Genomic DNA, 20,910 nt, shown 5'->3' with positions numbered 1-20,910 from the left:
AACCAGCCTGCAGTCAAGTGGCCACCGGCAGAACCTGCCGCGCAGGAACACCCACCGGGAAAGTGCCTCCGCCTGGTGGAACGGGATTCAGTGTACTCTTATGGTCTGCTTTGCGGACGGAAGCAGGCATTCGCAGTGCGTATTAACCATCGGGTGGACTTTTTGGCCGTTCGCCGATTTAAGAGGCTAAATTGTTATCGCTAACAATAGGTCTACATGCCCCATCACGAGACGACGGACGGGAACGGGCGATCGCGGCTGATCCTTTACGCGCTTCTGACATCGCTCACCGCCATCAGCATCGATGCGATACTTCCCGGTCTGCTTTCAATCGAAGAAACTCTTCGAACCGGGTCGCCTCTTCAGGCCCAACACGTGGTATCGCTCTTCGTCTTCGGAATGGTGTTCGGCGAACTTTTGATCGGCCCGGCCTCCGACGCCTTCGGACGCAAGACCGCGCTGATCGCCGGACTGGTCGTTTATGTCGTGGGCACGATCATAGCGATGACGGCTGCGTCGCTGGAAGTCCTCATCCTAGGCCGCATCCTTCAGGGCCTTGGTGTATCTGGCCCCAAGATCGCGACGCGGGCGATGATCCGCGATCAGTTCGAAGGTGACGCGATGGCCCGCGTGATGTCGTTCATGTTCACGCTATTCATCCTGGTTCCCATGATCGGGCCGGCGCTTGGCCAGGGCATCGTCGCCTTGGTCGGATGGCGGGGCGTATTCATCATGTATCTGGTGCTGGCCCTCGCGCTCGGCTCATGGATGGTTCTGCGACACCCCGAGACACTGCCCCCGGAAAGGCGCATTCCCATCCGTCTCGGACCTCTGGCTTCGAACGCCACACGCATCCTGACGAACCGCCGCGTCGTTCTTCTGATCATCGCGACCGGGTTCGTGTTCGGGGCCCAGCTCTTCTATCTGAGCGTTGCGGCCGACCTGTTTTTCGATGCCTATGGCATCGACCTGGCCTTCCCGCTTCTTTTCGCCATCCTAGCAGGTGGCATCGGTCTGGCATCCTACACGAATGGAATGCTTGTCGGGCGCTTCGGGACCGACGCAATGGCACGCTCGGGCTTCGCGGGAATGTGTGCCGCGAGCGCAGCCATGCTCGCGGCCTGTCTTATTACCGATGACCGGCTGCCTCTCTTGATCTTCATGGTGCTTGGGTTCGGGGTGTTCTTCGCGATCGGCATCCTGTTCGGAAACCTGAACGCGATGGCAATGCGGTCCCTTGGCGACGTCGCCGGGCTCGGATCATCCCTTCTCGCCTCCGGATCCAGCCTTGTCGCGACCCTCTTTGCCCTGGCCGCAGGCAGTTTTTATGCAGGTGGCGTCGTCATTGTTCCCGTCGCGTTCCTGCTGGCTGGAAGTGCCGGTCTCTTGCTGACCATGATCGCCTTGCGGAGTGATGAAACGCCTATCTTGGCAGCCAGGTCGAAAGCCAAGGGGGGCGGATAGGGCTCATCGACCTGGATGTTCTCGCCAGAGCTTGCGTCCGGGCGTGTCGTGCCTGTGTTGAGGATTTGGCACTTGCCCGGCGTCGATCTCTGGGCAGTCTCGCCCGGTGGACGGCAGATGAACGCGAAGGCGAGGGCCTTTACCGGGTTCCTGGAAGTCCTTCTGGCGGCGGAGATACGCTGAAAATTTCGTTGTGGGAAGCGGCAGCCTTGTCCGCGGTGCGGTCGCTGCTCCCGCGGATTTCGCTGCGCGGCGCACTAGCGACCTGATTCTCAGCTGCGATGCCGCATGAAGGTTTGCCGGGCCACAGCGAAAATTCCGCTGCGGGCGCGCGCAGCGAGAATTTGACACTTCTGCAATGGGCTCGAATTACCCCCTGCCGAAAGCCGACCCAATGAATGCATTGTCAGTCCGCTCACACGAAGGCGTCGACCGGCACCCGGCGATCAGTCGCGGCTGCGGATGATCTTGGCGAAGGAATCGAACAGCTGCGGATTCGCGGCGATCATGCGCCCCGATTCCAGCGGATCATCCCCGTCGCGGATACCCTCGACGAAACCGCCCGCCTCGCGCACCAGCAGGATGCCCGCTGCGACGTCCCATGGCTGGTTGCCGCGTTCCCAGTACCCGTCATAGCGTCCTGCCGCGACCCAGGCCAGATCCAGCGAGGCCGCGCCCAGGCGGCGGACCCCGGCCGTCAGCGGCATCAGCCGGGCCAGATCCTGCAACGCGGCAGGCAACGGGCCGCGCCCCGCAAAGGGAATGCCGGTCGCGAACAGCGACTCGTCCAGCCGCCTGCGTCCGGATACGCGCAGGCGCTGATCGTTCATGAACGCGCCGCCGCCCTTTTCGGCCATGAACAATTCGTCCTTGGCGGCATCGAAGACGACCGCCGCGACGATCTCGCCCTTGTGTTCCAGCCCGATGCTGACCGCCCAGTGCGGCAGGCCGTGCAGGAAGTTGGTGGTGCCATCCAGCGGATCGACGATCCAGCGGCGGGTCGGATCCTCGCCCGGCTCTTCCCCGGTTTCCTCGCCCAGCCAGCCATAATTCGGGCGGGCACCGCGCAGTTCATCCTTGATGATCCGTTCGGCCTCGCGGTCGGCCTTGCTGACGAAATCGCCCGCGCCCTTGACGCTGACCTGAAGGTTCTCGACCTCGCGGAAGTCCTTGACCAGCGCGCGTCCGGCCTTGCGCGCGGCCTTGATCATGATGTTGAGATTGGCGCTGGCCATCGCAGACTCCGAAACTGTGGGTTGGCGGCGTCATAGGGCCTGGCGCGGCGAAAGCCAAGCGGGGCGCGGATGCGGGGCCGCCGTTTGCGCGCGTGATCGTCAGCCGCGCAACAGCCGGGGCGGTTCGGTCCGCGACAATCGCAGCACATGCGCCATGTAGGGCTGGGTCAGGTCGGTTTCGCGCAGCGCCGCGTAAAGACGCCGCATGACGCCCCCCTGCCCCAGCGGCAGCATGGCCAGTTCCGGGTTTCCGGCCTCGCGGCGCAGCACCCAGTCGGGCATCACCGCGACACCCCGACCCGATGCGACCAGCATCAGCGCGACCGCGGTCAGTTCCACGCTGCGCTGCGCTGCGGGCTCGACACCGGCGGGGGTCAGGAACTGGCTGAACACGTCCAGCCGCGCACGGTCCATCGGATAGGTGATCAGCGTCTCGGCAGCCAGGTCCTGCGGCTCGACATAGCCCTTGGCGACCAGCGGATGCGCCGCGGGCACCACCAGCGTCGGTGCATAGTCGAACAGCGGCTGATAGATCACCCCCGGCACGTCCTCGGGGTCCGAGGAAATGACCAGATCGACCTCTTCGCGCGCCAGCGCAGGCAGCGCCCCGAAGGCAAGGCGCTGCCGGATATCGACATCGACATCGGGCCAGGCCCGGCGAAAGATGTCCAGTACCGGCAACAGCCAGTCGAAGCAGGCATGACATTCCATCGCGATATGCAGCCGCCCGATGCGGCCTGCCTCGACGCCCTTGAATTCGGCCTCGGTCGCGGCGACCAGCGGCAGCACCTGTTCGGCCAGCCGCAACAGCCGCATCCCCGCCGCCGACAGCCGCATCGGCTTGGCGCGCCGCACGAACAACTCGACCCCGGCCTGTTCCTCAAGCGCCTTGATCTGGTGCGACAGGGCCGACTGGGTGATGTGCAGCATGTCGGCGGCGCGGGCCAGCCCGCCCTCCTGATGGATCGCGCGGACGGTCCGCAGGTGACGCAGTTCCAGGTTCATATGAGCCGTTTTCAAGTTGATCTTGAAGATTATGAATTTGTCTCACGACGCCTGCCATGGCACAAGGCCCGAAAGGAAAGGAATCGTCATGCCCCGCCAGACCCCGAAGATCAGCTTCGAGTTTTTCCCGCCGAAGACGCTGGATGCCTCGTTCCGGCTGTGGGAAACCGCGCGCGCGCTGGCGCCCCTTGCGCCCGATTTCGTGTCCGTTACCTATGGCGCAGGCGGCACGACGCGCAAGCTGACGCACGAGGCGGTGACGACCATCAATCGCCATTACGGCCTGAACGTCGCCGCCCATCTGACCTGCGTCGAGGCGACCCGCGACGAGACCATGGAGATCGTGCAATCCTATGCCGACGCCGGTATCCGCGAAATCGTGGCCCTGCGCGGCGATGCGCCCAAGGGGCAGGACCGGTTCACCGCCCATGACGGTGGCTTCGCCAATTCGATCGAACTGATCGAGGCGATCCGCGCACGCGGCGACATGACCATCCGCGTCGGCGCCTATCCCGAACCGCATCCCGACAGCACCGGCACCGACGCCGATGTGGCGTGGCTGAAGCGCAAGATCGACGCCGGCGCGACCAGCGCGATCACGCAGTTCTTCTTTGAACCTGAAACCTTTTTCCGTTTTCGCGACAAATGCGAAAAGGCCGGCATCGACGCCCCGATCATTCCGGGCATCCTGCCGATCCAGGGCTGGGCGGGCGCGCGGCGTTTCGCGCAAAGCTGCGGCACGCAGATCCCGCAATGGGCCGAGGACGGGTTTGCCGACGCGATCCGTCAGGGCGGCGATGCGGAACGCAGCCTGGCCACCCGGATCTGCGTCGATCTGTGCCAGAAGCTGATCGAGCGCGGCGTGGACCGCCTGCATTTCTATACCCTGAACCGGCCCGACATGACCCGCGACGTCTGCGCCGCGCTTGGCATCCGTCCGTCGCGCGCGCTTGGCGAGGTCGCCTGACCGAGGGACCCTGGTCGTCATCAGACCGGCGTGACCGGTTCAGGCCCGCCCAACCTCGGTTCCATGCCGTTCGGACGCCGAAGCCGTATCGCGATCCTCGTCGATATCCGGTCGCACCGCCTGACCATTCCCCGGTCCCGCGCGCCGCCGGAACGGCAGCAGGCGGCGCTTGCGGCCCGTGTCGGGCGCCAGATGGCCGACCAGCAGCGCAGGCCCGTCATAGGTTTCTGGCGACAGGCCGGGATGCAGGGATTCTGTGGCATGACGCCCCGCGGTCCGCGGCGCGCGGGCCAGAAACAGCTTGCCCCAGAAACGCCAGCTTCCGATCGACGGCGCCTCCGGGTCGCAGTCCAGCCCCTCGCGCCACCCGGCGGGCAAGGGCAATCCGACCGCCTCGGCGTTTTCCAGCATCCAGACCAGCGGAATATTGGCCAGCGGGCGCGCGAATTCCAATCCGCGCAACTGGCCGCCGATATCGGAATGCGCGCCACGGAACCACATCTGTTCGATCCGGACGGCCTGACAATCGTCGTCCCACAGGATCGGCGCAAAGGCCGCCCGTGTCTCGTCCAGCGCCAGCGCCTGAAAGCCGTGTTCGACATCGCTGACCAGATGTGCGTCGTGAAACCGGAAACGCGGCTCTGACAGCATCCACAGGATCGGCAGGCGAACACCCAATGCCATCACCGTGTCGAAACAACCCAGCATCCGGATCGGCACAGCGGGCTGGCAGCGCCGCTGGCGGAACTGTTCAAGATAGCGGGGCGAACCGCCGCCGCGATAATAATTCCAGGCGGTGCGGATATGCCGTTCGGTGGCGGATTCCGCCCGCAGCAAACCGACCCGACCGATCATTCCCGCAAGGCTGCGCACCGCAAACGCACCGCGTGAATATCCAAGCAGAAAGATCAGGTCGCCGGGACGATAGCCCGAGGCAAGCCATCCATAGGCATCGACGATGCGCCGTTCCAGGGTGCGGCCCATCAGCAGTTCCGGCACCGTGCGCCAGCGGTTCCATTGCTGGCCCATCCCGTAATGCAGGCGCAGGCGCGGGCGCGTCGTCCCGCCGCCCTCCTGCGTGCCCACCGGTGCCTGCCGCGCGACGTCACGCAGCAGGCGGTGGATTCGTCCGATCGAACTGCGGCGGCCGTCCGCCAACGAGGCGAACGTGCCGTCCATCAGCACCACATGGATCGTCTTCGGGCGAATCGTTGACATCACCCAAGGCTAGCACGACGGGCTGAGGAAATGGTTAGCGCAGCGACATCACGGTCGCGTTGGTCAGTTCGCCGAACCCGTTGAAGCGGGTATTCGTCACCGTTGAATAGGCGCCCGCCCCGTGGAAGATGACATAGTCGCCCTCGGCGATGTTCTCGGGCAGGCTGAGCTCGCCGGGCAGGCGGTCCACCGAATCGCAGGTCGGACCGAACACGACCCGGCCCGCGGCCGCGCCGTCGCGCGGGCGGCCCTGCGGGTCCAGAACCTCGATCCGGTCCAGATTGCCGACGATCGGCATTTCCGCCAGACCGCCATAGACGCCGTCATTCAGGAAAACGCTGCCGCCGTCGCGCACCCCCTTCACCCGGGTGATCAGCGAGAACGCGTCAGCGCACATGCCGCGCCCCGGCTCGCAGACCAGCGCGGGCGCGTCATCGCCGAACGCCTCGGCCACCGTGTCGCCGATCTCGGTGAAGATCGAGGTCAGGTCCGGCTCGACCCCGCTGACGCGATGCGACGGAAAGCCGCCGCCGACATTCAGGCGTTTCGCACGCACCTCTGCGCTGTCGCAAATCTCGCGCGCCACGCTGATATAGCTTTCCCAGGCGATCGGATCGACGCATTGGGTGCCCGGATGGAAGGTCAGCGACGGGACATAGCCGCGATCGGCCACCAGACGCAGCAGGTCGGCGGCCAGTTCCGGCGTCGCGCCGAACTTCGATCCGAAATCATAGACCGCGCCCAGCACCGGCAGCTTGAAGCGCGGCGAGATCTCGACGCCCTGTCCGCCGATCTGCGTCGGGACCAGTTCGAACAGCTTCTCCAGCTCGCTGCGGCTGTCCACCGACCACGACGTGACGCCGGCCTGCACGGCATGAGAGATCTCGGATCTGGCGCGGACGGGGTTGTGGTAATGCCGGGCGGCCCGCGGCGCCATGCGGCCGATCAGGTCGATCTCGAAGGGCGAGGCGACGTCGAACCCGGTCACGCCTGCGGCCAGCAGGTTCTGGATCACGGCCTCGCCGGGATTGGACTTCACCGCATAGGTCACCAGTCCCGGAAACCCGTCCAGAAACCGCCGTGCCGTGTCCTGCAGGACTGTCGGGGCAAGGACCATCACCGGATTCTCGGGCTGAGTTTGACGGATCATTTCGGCCGGATTGTCCCAAACGGTCTTGTGATGTCCCATTGCGGTCCTTTCGCGCGTGCAGCTTCGTTTTGGCCGGATCGGCAGAAGCGGCCTTCTCAACCCAGAATGACGCTTTTGGTTTCCGATTTCACCGATGAAAAGGATGGAATCGCCATTCTGTCCGGTTAATATGCCGCAACCGATGACGATTTGACGAAACTGCCGGGGACCAAGCGCCGTGGACGAACTGGACCGCAACATCCTGACCCAACTTGCCCAGGATGCCCGCATGTCGGTCGCGGTCCTGGCGCGGCGGCTGAAGGTCGCGCGTTCGACGGTGCAGGCGCGGTTGGAACGGCTGGAAGGCTCGGGCGCGATCGCGGGCTATACGCTGCGCCTGGGCGAGGCGGTTCGCGCCAGCCGGATCCGCGCGACGGTGATGCTGGTGATCGAACCGCGCAGCCTGCCCGGCATCCTGGCGCGGCTGAAGACGCTGCCGCAGGTCGAACGGATCCATACCACCAGCGGTCGGGTCGATCTGCTGCTGCAGCTTGCGACCTCATCGACAGCCGAACTGGACGATCTTCTGGACCGGATTGGCGCGCTGGACGGGGTGCGGTCGTCGGAAAGCCTGATCCATCTGTCAACCAAGCTGGACCGTGCCGTTTAGGCCTCACGCCCAACGCTAACGCAGCCGGAACAGATCCACGAAACCCTGCGCCGCCGCCCTATCGCCAGCCAGCGCGACCACGCCGGACGCCACCAGTTCGGCCAGCGGCGTCGCGCCATAGACCGCACGCGCCAGCGCGTTGCCGCTGCCCTCCAGCACGAAATCGGCGTCGATCCGGCGCACCGCCTCGGGCCGGGCCACCCCGTCGCCCTGCAGCCGCATGATGAAACGATCCGACCCCAGCTGAAATCCACCGGTCGCCACCCGGCCCTGCGCGGCCGTCGCGTCGATCATCGCCGTCATCGACAGCATCAGCGCCGTCGGGCTGATGAAGCGGCGCGGATCATGGCCGGGATGCAACGCGCCCCATCGGCACATCGCCTGCAGCACCGGCAGCAGCGCCTGCCCTGAAGCTGTCAGCGAATACACCCCCAGATCCGGGTCATGGTCCACTACATCCGCCGCGCGCAGCTGCGTCAGCCGCTGGGTCAGCACCGCCGCCGTGATCCCCGGCAGCCCGGCGCGGATGGCCTGAAACCGCCGTGGCGTCAGCATCAGTTCGCGCACCACAAGCAGCGCCCAGCGGTCGCCGATCACGTTCAGCGCATGGGCGGCAAGACAGCCTTCGTCATATCGGATGCGCGTGGAGTCGCCAGTTTTGGTCATTTTTTAATACTATTAGTTGCTTTTAAATACTGCAAGCGCCATGCTGCGATTCGGATAAACCGATGGGAGGCCCAGATGACCTATTACTCCGGCTTCGTCGCAGCCGTTCCGACCGCCAACAAACAGGCCTATACCGATCGCGCGCGCGCATCCTGGCCGATGTTCAAGAAGCGTGGCGCGCGCCGCATGGTCGAATGCTGGGCCGAGGACGTGCCCCACGGCAAGCACACCGATTTCTACCGCGCCACGCAGGCAACCGATGACGAGACGCCGGTCTTCTCGTGGATCGAATGGCCCGATCGCGCCACCTGCGACGCAGCATGGCAGTCGATCATGGAAGACCCGGACATGCAGCAGATGGGCGACATGCCCTTCGACGGCAAGCGGCTGTTCTGGGGCGGGTTCGCACCGATCGTGGAAGTGGGCGAAAGTCGGCCCGGCAGCTATGTCCAGGGTTTCGTGCTGGCCGTGCCATCGGGCAACAAGCAGGCCTATATCGACATGGCGAAAAGCGCGACCGAGATGTTTCAGGGCTATGGCGCGACCCATCAGATCGAATGCTGGGGCGAGGATGTGCCCCACGGAACGCAGACCGATTTCTACCGCGCCGCCGACGCGAAACCGGACGAGGTGCCGGTCTTCTCGTGGATCGAATGGCCCGACCGCGCGACTTGCGACGACGCGGCCCGCAAGATGGAGGCCGACATGAAGGACATGGAATTTCCCGACATGCCCTTCGATGGCAAGCGGATGTTCTGGGGCGGCTTCACCCAGATCCTGGATCAAAGCTGAGAGAGGGCGCACATGGTGAAGATACATGGACGCCCAGTCTGGTACGAACTGGCCAGCCGCCCTGACGACCGCGCCGCGGCCGAGGATTTCTATGCCGCGCTGCTGGGATGGACGATCGCTGATTCCGGGATGGAAGGGTTCGACTATCATCTCGCGACATCCGGCCAGGACATGGTCGCGGGCATGATGCCGATGCCCGACGACATGCCCGACATGCCGCCGTTCTGGATGATCTATTTCGGTGTCGATGACGCCCACCAGGCGGTACAGGACGCGACCGAAGCCGGGGCAAGGGTTCACCGCCCGCCCGCCGACATTCCCGGCACCGGCCGCTTTGCCCTGCTGGCCGACCCGCAAGGCGCCGCGTTCGGCATCCTCGAACCGCTGCCGATGCAGGGTGAGGGTCAGGGTCAAGGCCATGCCTTCGACCAGGCAAAGGCCGGGCATGGCAACTGGCATGAATTGATGACCAGCGATCCGGACGCAGGGCTGAAATTCTATGCCCGCCTGTTCGGCTGGTCGAAATCCACCGCGATGCCGATGGGCGATATGGGAACCTATCAACTGTTCGCCCATGACGGCGCCGATATCGGCGGCATCCAGGGTCAGGGCAACGCGCCCTTTCCGCTGTGGCTGCCCTATTTCGGCCATGACGGCATCGACGACGCGGTGTCCCGCATCGCCGAACTTGGCGGCACCGTCGTCCACGGCCCGCAAGAGGTGCCCGGAGGCGCCTTCATCGCCATCGCACAGGACCGGCAGGGCGCGCATTTTGCCGTCGTCGGCCCGAAGGAGAAAAGCCGATGAACCCCACACAAGTCGTTCTGACGACCTATGACTGGGTGCCCGACATGCCGCGCGGTTATGTCCGCGACATCCGCATCCGTTGGCTGCTCGAAGAGATCGGCCGCCCCTACCGGGTCGAGACGGTGCCGCTGCGCGAAAAGACGGCCACCCATTTCGCCCGCCAGCCCTTCGGGCAGGTGCCGATGATTCAGGACGGCGACCTGTCGCTGTTCGAATCCGGGGCGATCCTGCTGCATCTGGCGCGGGGCACCGATCTGCTGCCCTCGGGCGATGACGGCGCCCGCGTCGCACAATGGGTGATCGCGGCCCTGAACAGCATCGAATCCTTCCTGATCCCATGGGCGGTCGCGAAATTCTTCGATCAGAACCAGGCCGCGGCGGCGCGGCAGGAGGAATTGCTGCGCCCCCGGCTGTCGCAATTGCAGGACGTGCTGCAGGATCGCGACTGGCTGGTGGGCGACAGGTTTACCGTGGCGGACCTGTTGATGGCCGAGATCCTGCGCATTCCGGCCGAGGCCGGTCTGCTGGACGATCTGCCGCGCCTGGCCGGGTATCTGGAACGCGCGACTTCGCGGCCCGCCTTTACCAAGGCACTGGCCGATCACATGGCGCATTGGCAGGCAGCCGATCAGACACAATCCGCCCCGGCATGATACCGGGTCTGGCGGCAATTTCGCTGATCCTCTGCGCGGCGGCGGCGTCGCTCGTGCCCGCCGCCGCCATGGCCGAGACGGTGACGATGGACGGGCACCGGGTCTGGTATCGCGTCGAAGGCGATCCCGCATCGGCGCACGCCCCGATCCTGCTGCTGCATGGCGGGATGATGAACACCGATCTGTCCTGGTCCGACATGATCCCTCGCTTGTCGCAGGACCGCGCCGTGATCGGGATCGACCAGCAAGGGCATGGCCACACCGCGGATCGCCCGACGCCGATCACGCTGGCCTCGATGCGCGCCGATACGCTGGCGGTGATGGACGCGCTTCAGATCGATCGGGCGCATGTCGTGGGATTCTCGCTTGGCGGCATGCTGGGTCTGGACATGGCGGTGAACGCGCCGGATCGGGTTGCCTCGCTCAGCGTCATCTCGGCCGGCCAGGACGGTGACGGCTTTCTGCCCGAACTGGTCCTGATGAACCGCGACCCCAGCCATGTCCCCTCGCCCGATCTGGTGCCGCTGCTGCCGTCGCCCAAGGATTTCCTGGACATGCGGCGTGGATATCAGGACCAGAACCCCGGCGGGTCCGGGGCGATGGTGCCGGTGATGCACAAGCTGGGCGCGCTGCTGAACTCCGACTGGGGGTTCAGCGACGACCAGATCGCCACGATCGGGATGCCGGTGATGGTGCTGATCGGCGATCGCGACTTCATCCGGCCCGCCCACGCCGTCCACATGGCCGAAACCATCCCGGACGCCTGGCTGGCGGTGCTGCCCGACAGCACGCATCTTGGGGTTCTCGACCGTCCCGAACTGCCGGGCCTGGTTCTGGACCTGATCACATCCGCGGAAGGAGACTGACATGATCGAACCCGGCAGGAACATCGCCATCAAGGTTCCGGCGCATCAATGGCAGGAGACGGTCGAATTCTATCGCGACCGTGTCGGCCTGCCCATCGCCCGGACGGTGCAGGACAGCGTCGGTTTCACCTTCGGCGCGCTGACGTTGTGGATCGACCGCGTGTCGCATCAAAGCCGCTCGGATGTCTGGCTGGAATTTTTCAGCGACGACCCGGACGCGGCTCTGGACCAGCTGCAAGGCCCGACCCGCGACGAACTGGAACCGCTGGACGGCGTGACGGGTCACTGGACCTCCGACCCGTCCGGCGTCGTGCTGCTGGTTCGCCAACCACGAAAGGACGAAAGATGGGCCTGACTTTCTACGGCCACCCGCTGTCCAGCTATTGCCACAAGGTGCTGATCGCGCTTTACGAACTGGGCGCCGACTTCACCTATCGCCAGATCGACCCGTCATCGCAGGCGGACCGCGACCTGATGGCCACGCTGACGCCGATGGGCAAGATGCCGGCGCTGCGCGATGACGCGGCGGGGGTGACGCTTGCGGAAACCTCGATCATCATCGAATGGCTGGACCGACATCACCCCGGCCCCGCCCCCTTGCTGCCACGCGACGCCGACGCGGCGCTGACGGCGCGGCAATGGGACCGGTTCTTCGACATCCACGTGATGAACACCGCCCAACCGATCGTCGATGCGCGGCTGTTCATGGCCGATGGCGCGGTCGATGTGGTCGCCCCTTGGGCACACAGCCAGCTTGACCGCGCCTATACCGCCGCCGACCGGCAGCTTACCGGTCGCGACTGGATCGCCGGCGATTTCGGCATGGCCGACTGCGCCGCCACGCCCGCGCTGTTCTATGCGGGGTTCCTGCACCCGTTCGACGCGCATCCGAACCTGTCGGCCTATTTCGAACGCCTGCTGGCACGGCCATCGGTCGCGCGGGTGCTGTCGGACGCCAAACCGTTCCTGCACTGGTTCCCGTTTGCAGATCTGATACCGGCACGGTTTCGCTGACACTTGGCCTTTGCCCCTGCTTTCGCTAATCCATCCCCCAAGTGAAGGGGATCTGCCGCGATGAGCATGGACAAGAGTTTTGACGCACGGGCCGCCGAGGCCCGGATCAGCGCCGAATGGGAACGCACGAACGCCTTCGCCGCCGGGGCGAATGCCTCGCGCAGCGAGACTTTCACGGTGATGATCCCGCCGCCCAACGTGACGGGCAGCCTGCATATCGGCCACGCCTTCAACAACACGCTGCAGGACATCCTGGTCCGCTGGCACCGCATGCGCGGCTTCGACACGCTGTGGCAGCCGGGTCAGGACCATGCGGGCATCGCCACGCAGATGGTCGTCGAACGGCGGATGGCGGAACGGCAGGAACCCGGACGGCGCCAGATCGGGCGCGAGGCCTTTGTCGAAAAGATCTGGGCCTGGAAACAGGAATCCGGCGACACGATCATCAATCAGCTGAAGCGTCTTGGCGCCTCCTGCGACTGGTCGCGCAACGCCTTCACCATGTCCGGCGCCCCCGGCGCGCCCGCGGGCGAGGAAGGCAATTTCCACGACGCCGTGATCCGCGTCTTCGTGGATCTCTATGACAAGGGCATCATCTATCGCGGCAAGCGGCTGGTGAACTGGGACCCGCATTTCGAGACCGCGATCAGCGATCTGGAAGTCGAGAACCGCGAGGTTCCCGGCCATATGTGGCATTTCAAATACCCGCTGGCGGGCGGCGAGACCTATGAATATGTCGAACGCGACGAAGACGGCCGCGTCACCCTGCGCGAGACCCGCGACTATATCGCCATCGCCACGACCCGCCCTGAAACCATGCTGGGCGATGGCGCGGTGGCGGTTCACCCGGGTGACGCACGCTATGCGCCCATTGTCGGCAAGCTGTGCGAAATTCCGGTCGGCCCCAAGGAACACCGCCGCCTGATCCCGATCATCACCGACGACTACCCCGATCCCGATTTCGGCTCGGGCGCGGTCAAGATTACCGGCGCGCATGATTTCAACGATTACGGCGTCGCAACCCGCAACGGCATTCCGCTATATGCGCTGATGGACACCAAGGGCGCGATGCGCGCCGACGGCCTGTCCTATTCCGAAAGCGCCGAAATCGCGGCGCGTGCCGCGCGCGGCGAGGATGTGGGCGATGTCAGCAACGTCAACCTGGTCCCCGAAGACCTGCGCGGACTTGATCGTTACGAGGCCCGCCAGCGGGTCATCGACCAGATCACCGCCGAGAAACTGGCCGTGACCTATCTGCACAAGGAAATCGACCAGGAAACCGGCGCCGAGCATCTGGAAAAGCGTCCGCTCGTCGACAACAAGCCGATCATGCAGCCCTTCGGCGACCGTTCGGGCGTGGTGATCGAACCGATGCTGACCGATCAGTGGTTCGTGGACACCCAGCGCATCGTCGGCCCCGCGCTGCAGGCCGTCCGCGACGGCCGCACGCAGATCCTGCCGGAACAGCACAAGAAGGTCTATTTCAACTGGCTGGAAAATATCGAACCCTGGACCATCTCCCGCCAGCTGTGGTGGGGGCATCAGATTCCGGTCTGGTACGGTCTGGATCTGCGCCCCCAAAGCTTCACCGATGACGAAGGCGACGGCGCGCTGGACGAGGTCGAACTGTTCGGCCTTCTGGTCGATGGTCTGGTCCATGCCGGTCACCGTCAGCATTGCGCCGCGGATTTCGACGCGGTCCGCAAGAAGTTCAGCGACGATATCGCGGGCCTGCCGCAACCGCTGGAAATCAGCCGTGTGGTCGAGGTCGCGGATCGCGAGGCCGCCATCGACATGCTGTCGCAAAGCCTGGCCGACTATAACCTGTCGCAGGACCCGACCCATCTGGTCTATCCGGTCTGGCGCGACCCCGACGTTCTGGACACCTGGTTCTCGTCGGGCCTGTGGCCCATCGGCACGCTGGGCTGGCCCGAAAAGACGCCCGAGATGGAAAGATATTTCCCCACCGACGTTCTGGTGACCGGGTTCGACATCATCTTCTTCTGGGTCGCGCGGATGATGATGATGCAGCTCGAGGTGATGGGCGACGTGCCCTTCCACACGGTCTATGTCCACGGGCTGGTGCGCGACGAAAAGGGCGCCAAGATGTCGAAGTCGAAAGGCAATGTCATCGACCCGCTGACGCTGATCGACGAATACGGCGCCGACGCCATGCGCTTTACCCTGACCAGCATGGCGGCGATGGGCCGCGATCCCAAGCTGGGCCCGAAACATGTCGAGGCGAACCGCAACTTCGTCACCAAGATCTGGAACGCGACGCGCTTTGCCGAAATGAACGGGGTGCGCGGCGGCGGCGCGCGGCCCCAGCCGCAGCATACCGTCAACCGCTGGATCATCGGCGAGGTGGCGCGCATCCGCATGGCAACCGATGCCGCGCTGGAAACCTATCGCTTCAACGACGCGGCAACGGGACTTTACGCCTTTGTCTGGGGCAAGGTCTGCGACTGGTATGTGGAATTTGCCAAGCCGCTGTTTGACGGCGATCATGCCCAGGAAACCCGCGCGACGATGGGCTGGGTGCTGGACCAGTGCTATCTGATGCTGCACCCGATCATGCCCTTCGTCACCGAAGAACTCTGGGCACTGACCGGGGATCGCTCGGGGATGCTGGTCCATGGCGACTGGCCCGACTGCGGCGCCGATCTGATCGACGCCGACGCGGATCGGCAGATGAACTGGGTCATCGCCCTGATCGAGGCGCTGCGCTCGGCCCGTGCCCAGATGGGCGTGCCCGCCGGTGCGCGGCTGGACCTGATCGTGACCGAGGCCGATGCGGACGCGCGCGCGGCGCTGGCCGCCAATGCGCCGCTGATCGAACGGCTGGCGCGGGTCAATGCGCCCGTCGATGGCGTGGCGGGCAAGGGAATGATCGCGGTGGCCGCCCAAGGCGCCAGCTTTGCGCTGCCGATCGGTGACGTGATCGACGTTCAGGCCGAAACCGCCCGGCTGCGCAAGTCGCTGGCGAAATCCGAAAAGGATGCCCAGGGGCTGCGCAAGCGTCTCGAAAATCCGAAATTCGTGCAGAACGCCGAACCCGAGGTGATCGAGGAAACCCGCGACAAGCTGGTCGCGCTGGACGACGACATCGCCCGCCTGAACGCGGCGCTGGCGCAGTTGGCGGCGATGTAGCATCGCGCGGGTCGCGGCACCGGCCAGCGCCGCCGGTGTTGCGCGGATGGGCAATGCGGCGTGCGCAAGCTGTGTACAGGCTGTGCACGCCCGGTGCTGCCCCTGTGCACGCGCGGTGCGACGCGAAACCCGGCATTTTCAGGGAATTCGCATCAGCCCCGGCGCATCCTGCGCCGGGATCGGACTCGGGCAACGCGCGCCCGTGTTGCGCAACATCTCGGCGCAGTTCGCATCAGGTCCCGCGCGGCTTTGCCCGTGTCGTCGGATCGGCCTCGGTCGGGTCCTCGGGCCAGGGATGACGCGGATACCGGCCGCGCATGTCCTTGCGCACATCGGCATAGGATGACGCCCAGAATCCCGGCAGATCCATGGTCACCTGCACCGGCTTGCCACCCGGCGACAACAGGCTGATCCGCAACGGCCGCCCGGCAACCGTCGGGTGCCGCGTGACGCCGAAAAGCTCTTGCAGTTTCAGTTCGATCGACGGGGTTTCATGGTCGTAGTCGATGGCCACCCTGCGCCCCAGCGGGGTGGTGAAATGGGCCGGAACCTCGGCCGCCAGACGCTGCTGGCCGTCCCAACCGATTCGCGCCTTCAGCGGTTCCGACAGGTCCAGCCCCCGCAGATCGGCCAGCGTCCGCGCCTTTCCCAGCCACGGCAACAGCCAGTCGCCATCGGCCAGCAGGCTGTCGTCATCGACCGGCCCCAGACCCTCGACCAGCGCGATCCGCGCGCGCAACCGCGCCGCCGTCCTGGTCCATGGCAACCCGTCCTGCCGCAGCCCTTCCAGCGCCGCTTGCGCCACCGCATCCTCGGGGGCCGAAGCCCAGATCCGATCCGACAGAACCAGCGCCCCGAAGCGCTCCTGCAGGCGCGTCAGGACACGCCCTTCCCGGCGCGACCATTCGCAGATCTCGACCTCGGCGATCCTGTCGCCATGCAGTTCGCGCAGCTCCGCCTCGGCCAGCACCGCCGCCATCCGGATGCGCGCCTCGCGCTGATCACCGTCCAGATCGACCGCGACGATCAGGCGCTGCCCGGCCAGGGCGTCGCCCGCATCCAGCGCCGCCCCCTTGCCGCCGGACAGCACGAATCGTGGCGACTCGCCCTTGCGGCGCAGGCCGATCCGGTCGGGATAGGCCAGTGCCGCCATGGCGCCGGACGACGATCCGCAGCCCCTTGCCGCGCCAGCGGCCGCCGGGGGGGCCGGGGGGCTGGCCCCCCGGCCGTCGCGGGACGCAATCATCCGGCGCAGGCGTCGCGCCTCGTCCCGGATCGCGTGCAGCGCCGGGCGGATCACGTCGTAAGGGTGCCGATCGGCAAAGGCCTTGGGATCGCGCATCGCCGCCAGCCGCAAGGACAGATCGGCGGGCGCGCCGCGCAGCGGATCGCGGCCCGACAGCAATGCCGCAAGATCTGCCGCCTCTGCACCCGACACAAGCAGCATATGCGCCAGCCGAGGATGCAGCGGCAACGCGGCCAGCGCCTTTCCGTGACCGCTGACGCGCCCGGCGTGATCCAGTGCGCCAAGCTGTGTCAGCAATGCGCGCGCCTCGCGCAGCGCCCCCTCGGGCGGCGGGGTCAGAAACGCCAGATCGCCGGGTTCCGCCCCCCATGCGGCCAGTTCCAGCGCCATCCCCGTCAGGTCGGCCACCGCGATCTCGGGCGGCGCGAATGACGGCAGGGCACCCTCTTCGGGGCGCGACCACATGCGATAACAGATCCCCGGCGCGACGCGGCCGGCACGTCCTCTTCGCTGATCGGCCTCGGCGCGGCTGACCCGTTCGGTCACCAGCCGCGACATGCCGCTGCCGGGATCGAACCGCGCCCGCCGCGCCCGTCCGGTATCCACCACGACCCGCACCTGCGGAATGGTCAGCGAGGTCTCCGCGATCGCGGTCGCCAGCACGATCCGCCGGTGCGCCCCCGGCTCGGCCAAGGCCGCGCGCTGCGCGCCGGCATCCAGCGCACCGTAAAGCGGCAGCACCTCGCAGCCGGTCTGATCCAGCAATCCGCTGACACGCCGGATCTCTGCCTCACCCGGCAGAAAGGCCAGCAGCGTGCCCCCCGTGTCGCGTGTCGCCGCCTCGGCGGCGGCGATCAGGCGCGCGGCCTCGGGGACCAGTCGCGCGCCAGCAGGCAGCGGTCGATCCAGCCAGATCGTCTCGACCGGATACGCCCGCCCCTCGGATCGGATCACCGGTGCATCGTCCAGAAGAGCCGCGACGGGTTCAGCCTCCAGCGTCGCGGACATCACGATGACGGCCAGATCCTCGCGCAGCGCCCCGCGCGCTTCCCAGACCAGCGCCAGCCCAAGATCCGCGTTCAGGCTGCGCTCGTGAAACTCGTCGAAGATGACGCAGCCGATACCGTCCAGCGCGGGGTCCGACTGGATCATCCGCGTCAGGATGCCCTCGGTCACCACCTCGATCCGGCTGCCCGCCACCGCGTCGCCCCGGATGCGATAGCCGACAAGGCCCCCGACCGCCTCGCCCAGCCCTTCGGCCAGCCGTTCAGCGGCAGCCCGCGCCGCCAGCCGTCGCGGCTCCAGCATCAGGATCCGGCCGGGCACAAGATCCAGCAACGCCAGCGGCACCCGTGTCGTCTTGCCCGCACCCGGCGGGGCCACCAGCACCGCACGCCCATGCGACGCCACCGCATCGCGCAAGGCGGGCAGGATCTCGTCGATGGGCAACCTTTCTGACATCGCAGGGTTATGCCAAAGCGCCGGGTCGTGGGAAAGGCCCGGACGGCCTATGAAAATCCCCGCGGCGTCCCTATCTTCGGGGCAACCAGAACCACGAGGCAGGCAGAATGGGTATCGGCAGCGATCTGATGGCGGGGCTTGGCCTTGGCGATCCAGTGATCCGGCTGGGCGTCACGGGGCTGTCGCGGGCGGGGAAGACCGTGTTCATCACCTCGTTGGTCGCCAACCTGATGGATCGCGGGCGCATGCATGCCCTGCGCGCCGCAGCCGACGGCAGTCTGAAGACCGCGTGGCTGCAACCCCAGCCCGACGACACCGTGCCGCGATTCGACTTCGAACGTCACCTCGCGGCGCTGACCGGTCCCGACCCGCACTGGCCCGACGGAACCCGCCATGTCAGTCAGTTGCGCCTGTCGCTGCGGATGGACGGGCGCGGGTTGTTTTCGGGGCTGACCGGGCCACGGACGATCCACCTGGATATCGTGGACTATCCCGGCGAATGGCTGCTGGATCTGCGGTTGATGGAACGTGACTTCGCCGCATGGTCCGACGAAGTGCTGGCGCGGATCGAGGGACGTCCCGGCGCCGATATCTATGCCGCCGCGCTGTCCGGGATCGACGCGGCGCGGTTCGACGAACCCATCGCGCAGAAACTGGCCGAAACCTATACCGCGCATCTGAACGCTGCACGCGATGCGGGGTTTTCGGACTGCACGCCGGGCCGGTTCCTGATCCCCGGCGAAATGGCCGGATCGCCCGCGCTGACCTTTGCGCCGCTGCCCGCCGACCTGCGCGACGGCAAGCTGGGGCGCGAATTCCGGCGCCGTTTCGATGCCTACAAGTCGCGTGTCGTCAAGCCGTTCTTCCGCGATCACTTTGCCCGGATCGACCGTCAGGTGGTGTTGGTCGATGTGCTGGGCGCGATCCATCAGGGGCCGCAGGCCGTCGAGGACATGCGCCGAGCGATGGCCGACATCCTGACCGCGTTCCGCCCCGGTCGCGCCGGTTGGCTGGCGCAGATCCTCGGCACGCGGCGGGTCGAACGCATCCTTTTCGCCGCGACCAAGGCCGACCATCTGCACCACATCCAGCACAACCGCCTGACGGCTATCCTGTCCGCGATGCTGCGCGAGGCGCGCGACCGTGCGGATTTCAGCGGCGCACGAACCGAGGCGATGGCGATCGCCGCGCTGCGCGCCACGACCGAGGACATGATCGCGCAGGGCAGCGACCAGCTGCCTGCCGTGCGCGGCCGGCTGCTGGATGGCCGGCAGGCGGCGTTCTATCCGGGCGAACTGCCCGCCGATCCCGCCGTGCTGCTGCAGCCCGCGCGCGCTGGATCCGAGGCCTGGCTGGACGGCGACTACGCGATCATGAATTTCGCGCCCGCCGCCAGCACCACCCGCCCCGGCGATGGTCCGCCGCATATCCGGCTGGACCGCGCCGCCGAATTCCTGATCGGAGACCGCCTGTGAGCGAAGACCAGAACCGCAGGCGCGGCCCCGTGCTGATCGAACTGGACGCGCCCGAGAAACCGACGACGGGCACCGGACCGCGTCACGAAAGCCGCGGCGACGGCCCCAACCCCGCCGATGCGCCCCCCATCGACGAGGCCAGCCTGACCCTGCCGCGCCCCCGCACGATGGAGATGGTGACGCGGCTGGTCGGACGCCCGCCCTCGGCGCTGACGCGGTTCTTCATCAACTCCGGCGTCGCGCTGTTCACCTTTCTTCTGTCCATCGCGGCACTGGATTTCATCAACCGGCTGCTGGACAGCTATCCCGTGCTTGGCTGGATCGGGATCGCGCTGTTTGCGATGTTCACCCTGGCCGCGCTTGGCATGGCGTGGCGCGAATACCGGGCGTGGGCGCGGTTCGCGCGGATCGACGCGATCCAGCGGCAGGCGGGTGCGGCGCTGGCCGATGACAGCATGGACAAGGCCCGCCAGGCGACCGATCAGCTTCTGGCCTTGTATCGCAAGCGTCCCGAACTGGAATGGAACCTCAAGCGACTGGCCGAGGCGCGCGGCGATGTCTTCGATGCGCGCAGTCTTCTGACCCTGGCCGAAACCGAATTGCTGGCCGCGCTGGATCAGGAAGCCCGTCGCGAGATCGAGGCCGCCTCTCGCACCGTCGCCGCGGCCACGGCACTGATCCCGCTGGCGCTGGCCGATGTCGCGGCGGCGCTGGCAGCCAATCTGCGGATGATCCGGCGGATGGCCGAAATCTATGGCGGGCGGGCCGGCGCGGTCGGCGGCTGGCGTCTGGCGCGCACCGTGATGACCCATCTGGTCGCCACCGGCGCAGTGGCGGCGGGCGACGACCTGATTCACACGGTCGCGGGCGGCGGCGTTCTGGCAAAGCTGTCGCGCCGCTTCGGCGAAGGCGTGGTAAACGGGGCGCTGACCGCGCGGGTCGGCATCGCCGCGATGGAGGTCTGCCGCCCCCTGCCCTTCATGGCCCAGCCCCGCCCCAAGGTCGGCAATCTGGTCACGCGCGGCCTGCGCGGGCTGTTCGGCTCTGACGCGCCGGACCGCTGATCCGCGCTGCGTTTCCGGCCTGCCGATC

The 20,910-nt window shown here is 66.4% G+C and carries 18 protein-coding genes; 12 read left to right on the top strand and 6 right to left on the bottom strand.

What is annotated here, in order from left to right; all coding sequences use genetic code 11:
* Positions 1-216 precede the first annotated feature (216 nt).
* Positions 217-1,464: an MFS transporter gene (locus tag MU516_RS15365; RefSeq protein ID WP_260278157.1), complete on the top strand. Its 1,248-nt coding sequence runs from the start codon at positions 217-219 to the stop codon at positions 1,462-1,464.
* Between the two features lie 446 nt (positions 1,465-1,910).
* Here the strand turns inward: MU516_RS15365 and MU516_RS15360 are convergent, their stop codons facing one another.
* Positions 1,911-2,699, bottom strand: coding sequence for an inositol monophosphatase family protein (locus MU516_RS15360; RefSeq protein WP_260278156.1), 789 nt, complete (start codon positions 2,697-2,699; stop codon positions 1,911-1,913).
* Positions 2,700-2,798: 99 nt separating this feature from the next.
* Positions 2,799-3,704 carry a LysR family transcriptional regulator gene (locus MU516_RS15355; protein WP_260278155.1) on the bottom strand — a complete coding sequence of 302 codons (906 nt, stop codon included), beginning with the start codon at positions 3,702-3,704 and terminating at the stop codon, positions 2,799-2,801.
* Between the two features lie 88 nt (positions 3,705-3,792).
* On the opposite strand from MU516_RS15355, the gene metF reads away from it, so the two are divergent.
* Positions 3,793-4,671, top strand: coding sequence for a methylenetetrahydrofolate reductase [NAD(P)H] (gene metF / locus MU516_RS15350; protein WP_260278154.1), 879 nt, complete (start codon positions 3,793-3,795; stop codon positions 4,669-4,671).
* 39 nt (positions 4,672-4,710) lie between these two features.
* On the opposite strand, the gene MU516_RS15345 is transcribed toward metF, so the two are convergent.
* Both MU516_RS15345 and MU516_RS15340 read right to left on the bottom strand, forming a co-directional pair.
* Positions 4,711-5,889: a DUF2235 domain-containing protein gene (locus MU516_RS15345; RefSeq protein WP_260278153.1), complete on the bottom strand. Its 1,179-nt coding sequence runs from the start codon at positions 5,887-5,889 to the stop codon at positions 4,711-4,713.
* 34 nt (positions 5,890-5,923) lie between these two features.
* On the bottom strand, positions 5,924-7,078 hold the full coding sequence (locus MU516_RS15340; RefSeq protein ID WP_260278152.1) for a type III PLP-dependent enzyme: 1,155 nt from the start codon (positions 7,076-7,078) through the stop codon (positions 5,924-5,926).
* A 178-nt stretch (positions 7,079-7,256) separates the two neighbouring features.
* On the opposite strand from MU516_RS15340, the gene MU516_RS15335 reads away from it, so the two are divergent.
* Positions 7,257-7,688 (top strand): Lrp/AsnC family transcriptional regulator, encoded by a 432-nt coding sequence (locus tag MU516_RS15335; RefSeq protein WP_209057805.1) that lies wholly within the window; start codon positions 7,257-7,259, stop codon positions 7,686-7,688.
* 15 nt (positions 7,689-7,703) lie between these two features.
* On the opposite strand, the gene MU516_RS15330 is transcribed toward MU516_RS15335, so the two are convergent.
* Positions 7,704-8,354, bottom strand: a complete 651-nt coding sequence (locus MU516_RS15330) for a winged helix-turn-helix transcriptional regulator (RefSeq protein WP_260278151.1) — start codon at positions 8,352-8,354, stop codon at positions 7,704-7,706.
* 75 nt (positions 8,355-8,429) lie between these two features.
* Between MU516_RS15330 and MU516_RS15325 the strand changes: the two genes are divergently transcribed.
* Genes MU516_RS15325 through MU516_RS15295 form a run of 7 tightly spaced genes read left to right on the top strand, consistent with a single transcriptional unit; the run spans position 8,430 to position 15,636 of the window.
* The gene (locus MU516_RS15325) at positions 8,430-9,146 is read left to right on the top strand and encodes a DUF1428 domain-containing protein (RefSeq protein ID WP_260278150.1); all 717 of its coding nucleotides are present in this window, start codon (positions 8,430-8,432) and stop codon (positions 9,144-9,146) included.
* 12 nt (positions 9,147-9,158) lie between these two features.
* Complete coding sequence (locus tag MU516_RS15320; RefSeq protein ID WP_260278149.1) at positions 9,159-9,953, top strand: VOC family protein; 795 nt, start codon at positions 9,159-9,161, stop codon at positions 9,951-9,953.
* Entirely contained in the window at positions 9,950-10,606 is a 657-nt protein-coding gene (locus MU516_RS15315) for a glutathione S-transferase family protein (RefSeq protein ID WP_260278148.1), read from the top strand. Before MU516_RS15320 ends, MU516_RS15315 begins: the two co-directional genes overlap by 4 nt.
* Positions 10,603-11,472: an alpha/beta fold hydrolase gene (locus MU516_RS15310; protein ID WP_260278147.1), complete on the top strand. Its 870-nt coding sequence runs from the start codon at positions 10,603-10,605 to the stop codon at positions 11,470-11,472. The genes MU516_RS15315 and MU516_RS15310 overlap by 4 nt, the downstream gene beginning before the upstream one ends.
* A 1-nt stretch (position 11,473) precedes the next feature.
* A complete protein-coding gene (locus tag MU516_RS15305; RefSeq protein ID WP_260278146.1) occupies positions 11,474-11,827 on the top strand; it encodes a hypothetical protein in 354 nt (117 codons plus the stop codon).
* The gene (locus MU516_RS15300; RefSeq protein WP_260278145.1) at positions 11,818-12,486 is read left to right on the top strand and encodes a glutathione S-transferase family protein; all 669 of its coding nucleotides are present in this window, start codon (positions 11,818-11,820) and stop codon (positions 12,484-12,486) included. Before MU516_RS15305 ends, MU516_RS15300 begins: the two co-directional genes overlap by 10 nt.
* 60 nt (positions 12,487-12,546) lie before the next feature.
* Positions 12,547-15,636 (top strand): valine--tRNA ligase, encoded by a 3,090-nt coding sequence (locus MU516_RS15295; protein ID WP_260278144.1) that lies wholly within the window; start codon positions 12,547-12,549, stop codon positions 15,634-15,636.
* Between the two features lie 232 nt (positions 15,637-15,868).
* On the opposite strand, the gene hrpB is transcribed toward MU516_RS15295, so the two are convergent.
* The gene (hrpB, locus tag MU516_RS15290) at positions 15,869-18,343 is read right to left on the bottom strand and encodes an ATP-dependent helicase HrpB (protein WP_260278143.1); all 2,475 of its coding nucleotides are present in this window, start codon (positions 18,341-18,343) and stop codon (positions 15,869-15,871) included.
* Between the two features lie 107 nt (positions 18,344-18,450).
* Here hrpB and MU516_RS15285 point away from each other — a divergent pair, with 107 nt between their 5' ends.
* The gene (locus MU516_RS15285; protein ID WP_260278142.1) at positions 18,451-19,818 is read left to right on the top strand and encodes a YcjX family GTP-binding protein; all 1,368 of its coding nucleotides are present in this window, start codon (positions 18,451-18,453) and stop codon (positions 19,816-19,818) included.
* The gene (locus tag MU516_RS15280) at positions 19,815-20,882 is read left to right on the top strand and encodes a YcjF family protein (protein ID WP_260278141.1); all 1,068 of its coding nucleotides are present in this window, start codon (positions 19,815-19,817) and stop codon (positions 20,880-20,882) included. Before MU516_RS15285 ends, MU516_RS15280 begins: the two co-directional genes overlap by 4 nt.
* Positions 20,883-20,910 lie beyond the last annotated feature (28 nt).

The organism is Paracoccus maritimus (assembly GCF_025195095.1).
GTDB lineage: Bacteria > Pseudomonadota > Alphaproteobacteria > Rhodobacterales > Rhodobacteraceae > Paracoccus > Paracoccus maritimus.
The sequence above is the reverse complement of the archived record's forward strand: the minus strand, read 5'-3'. Positions and strand labels throughout refer to the sequence as shown.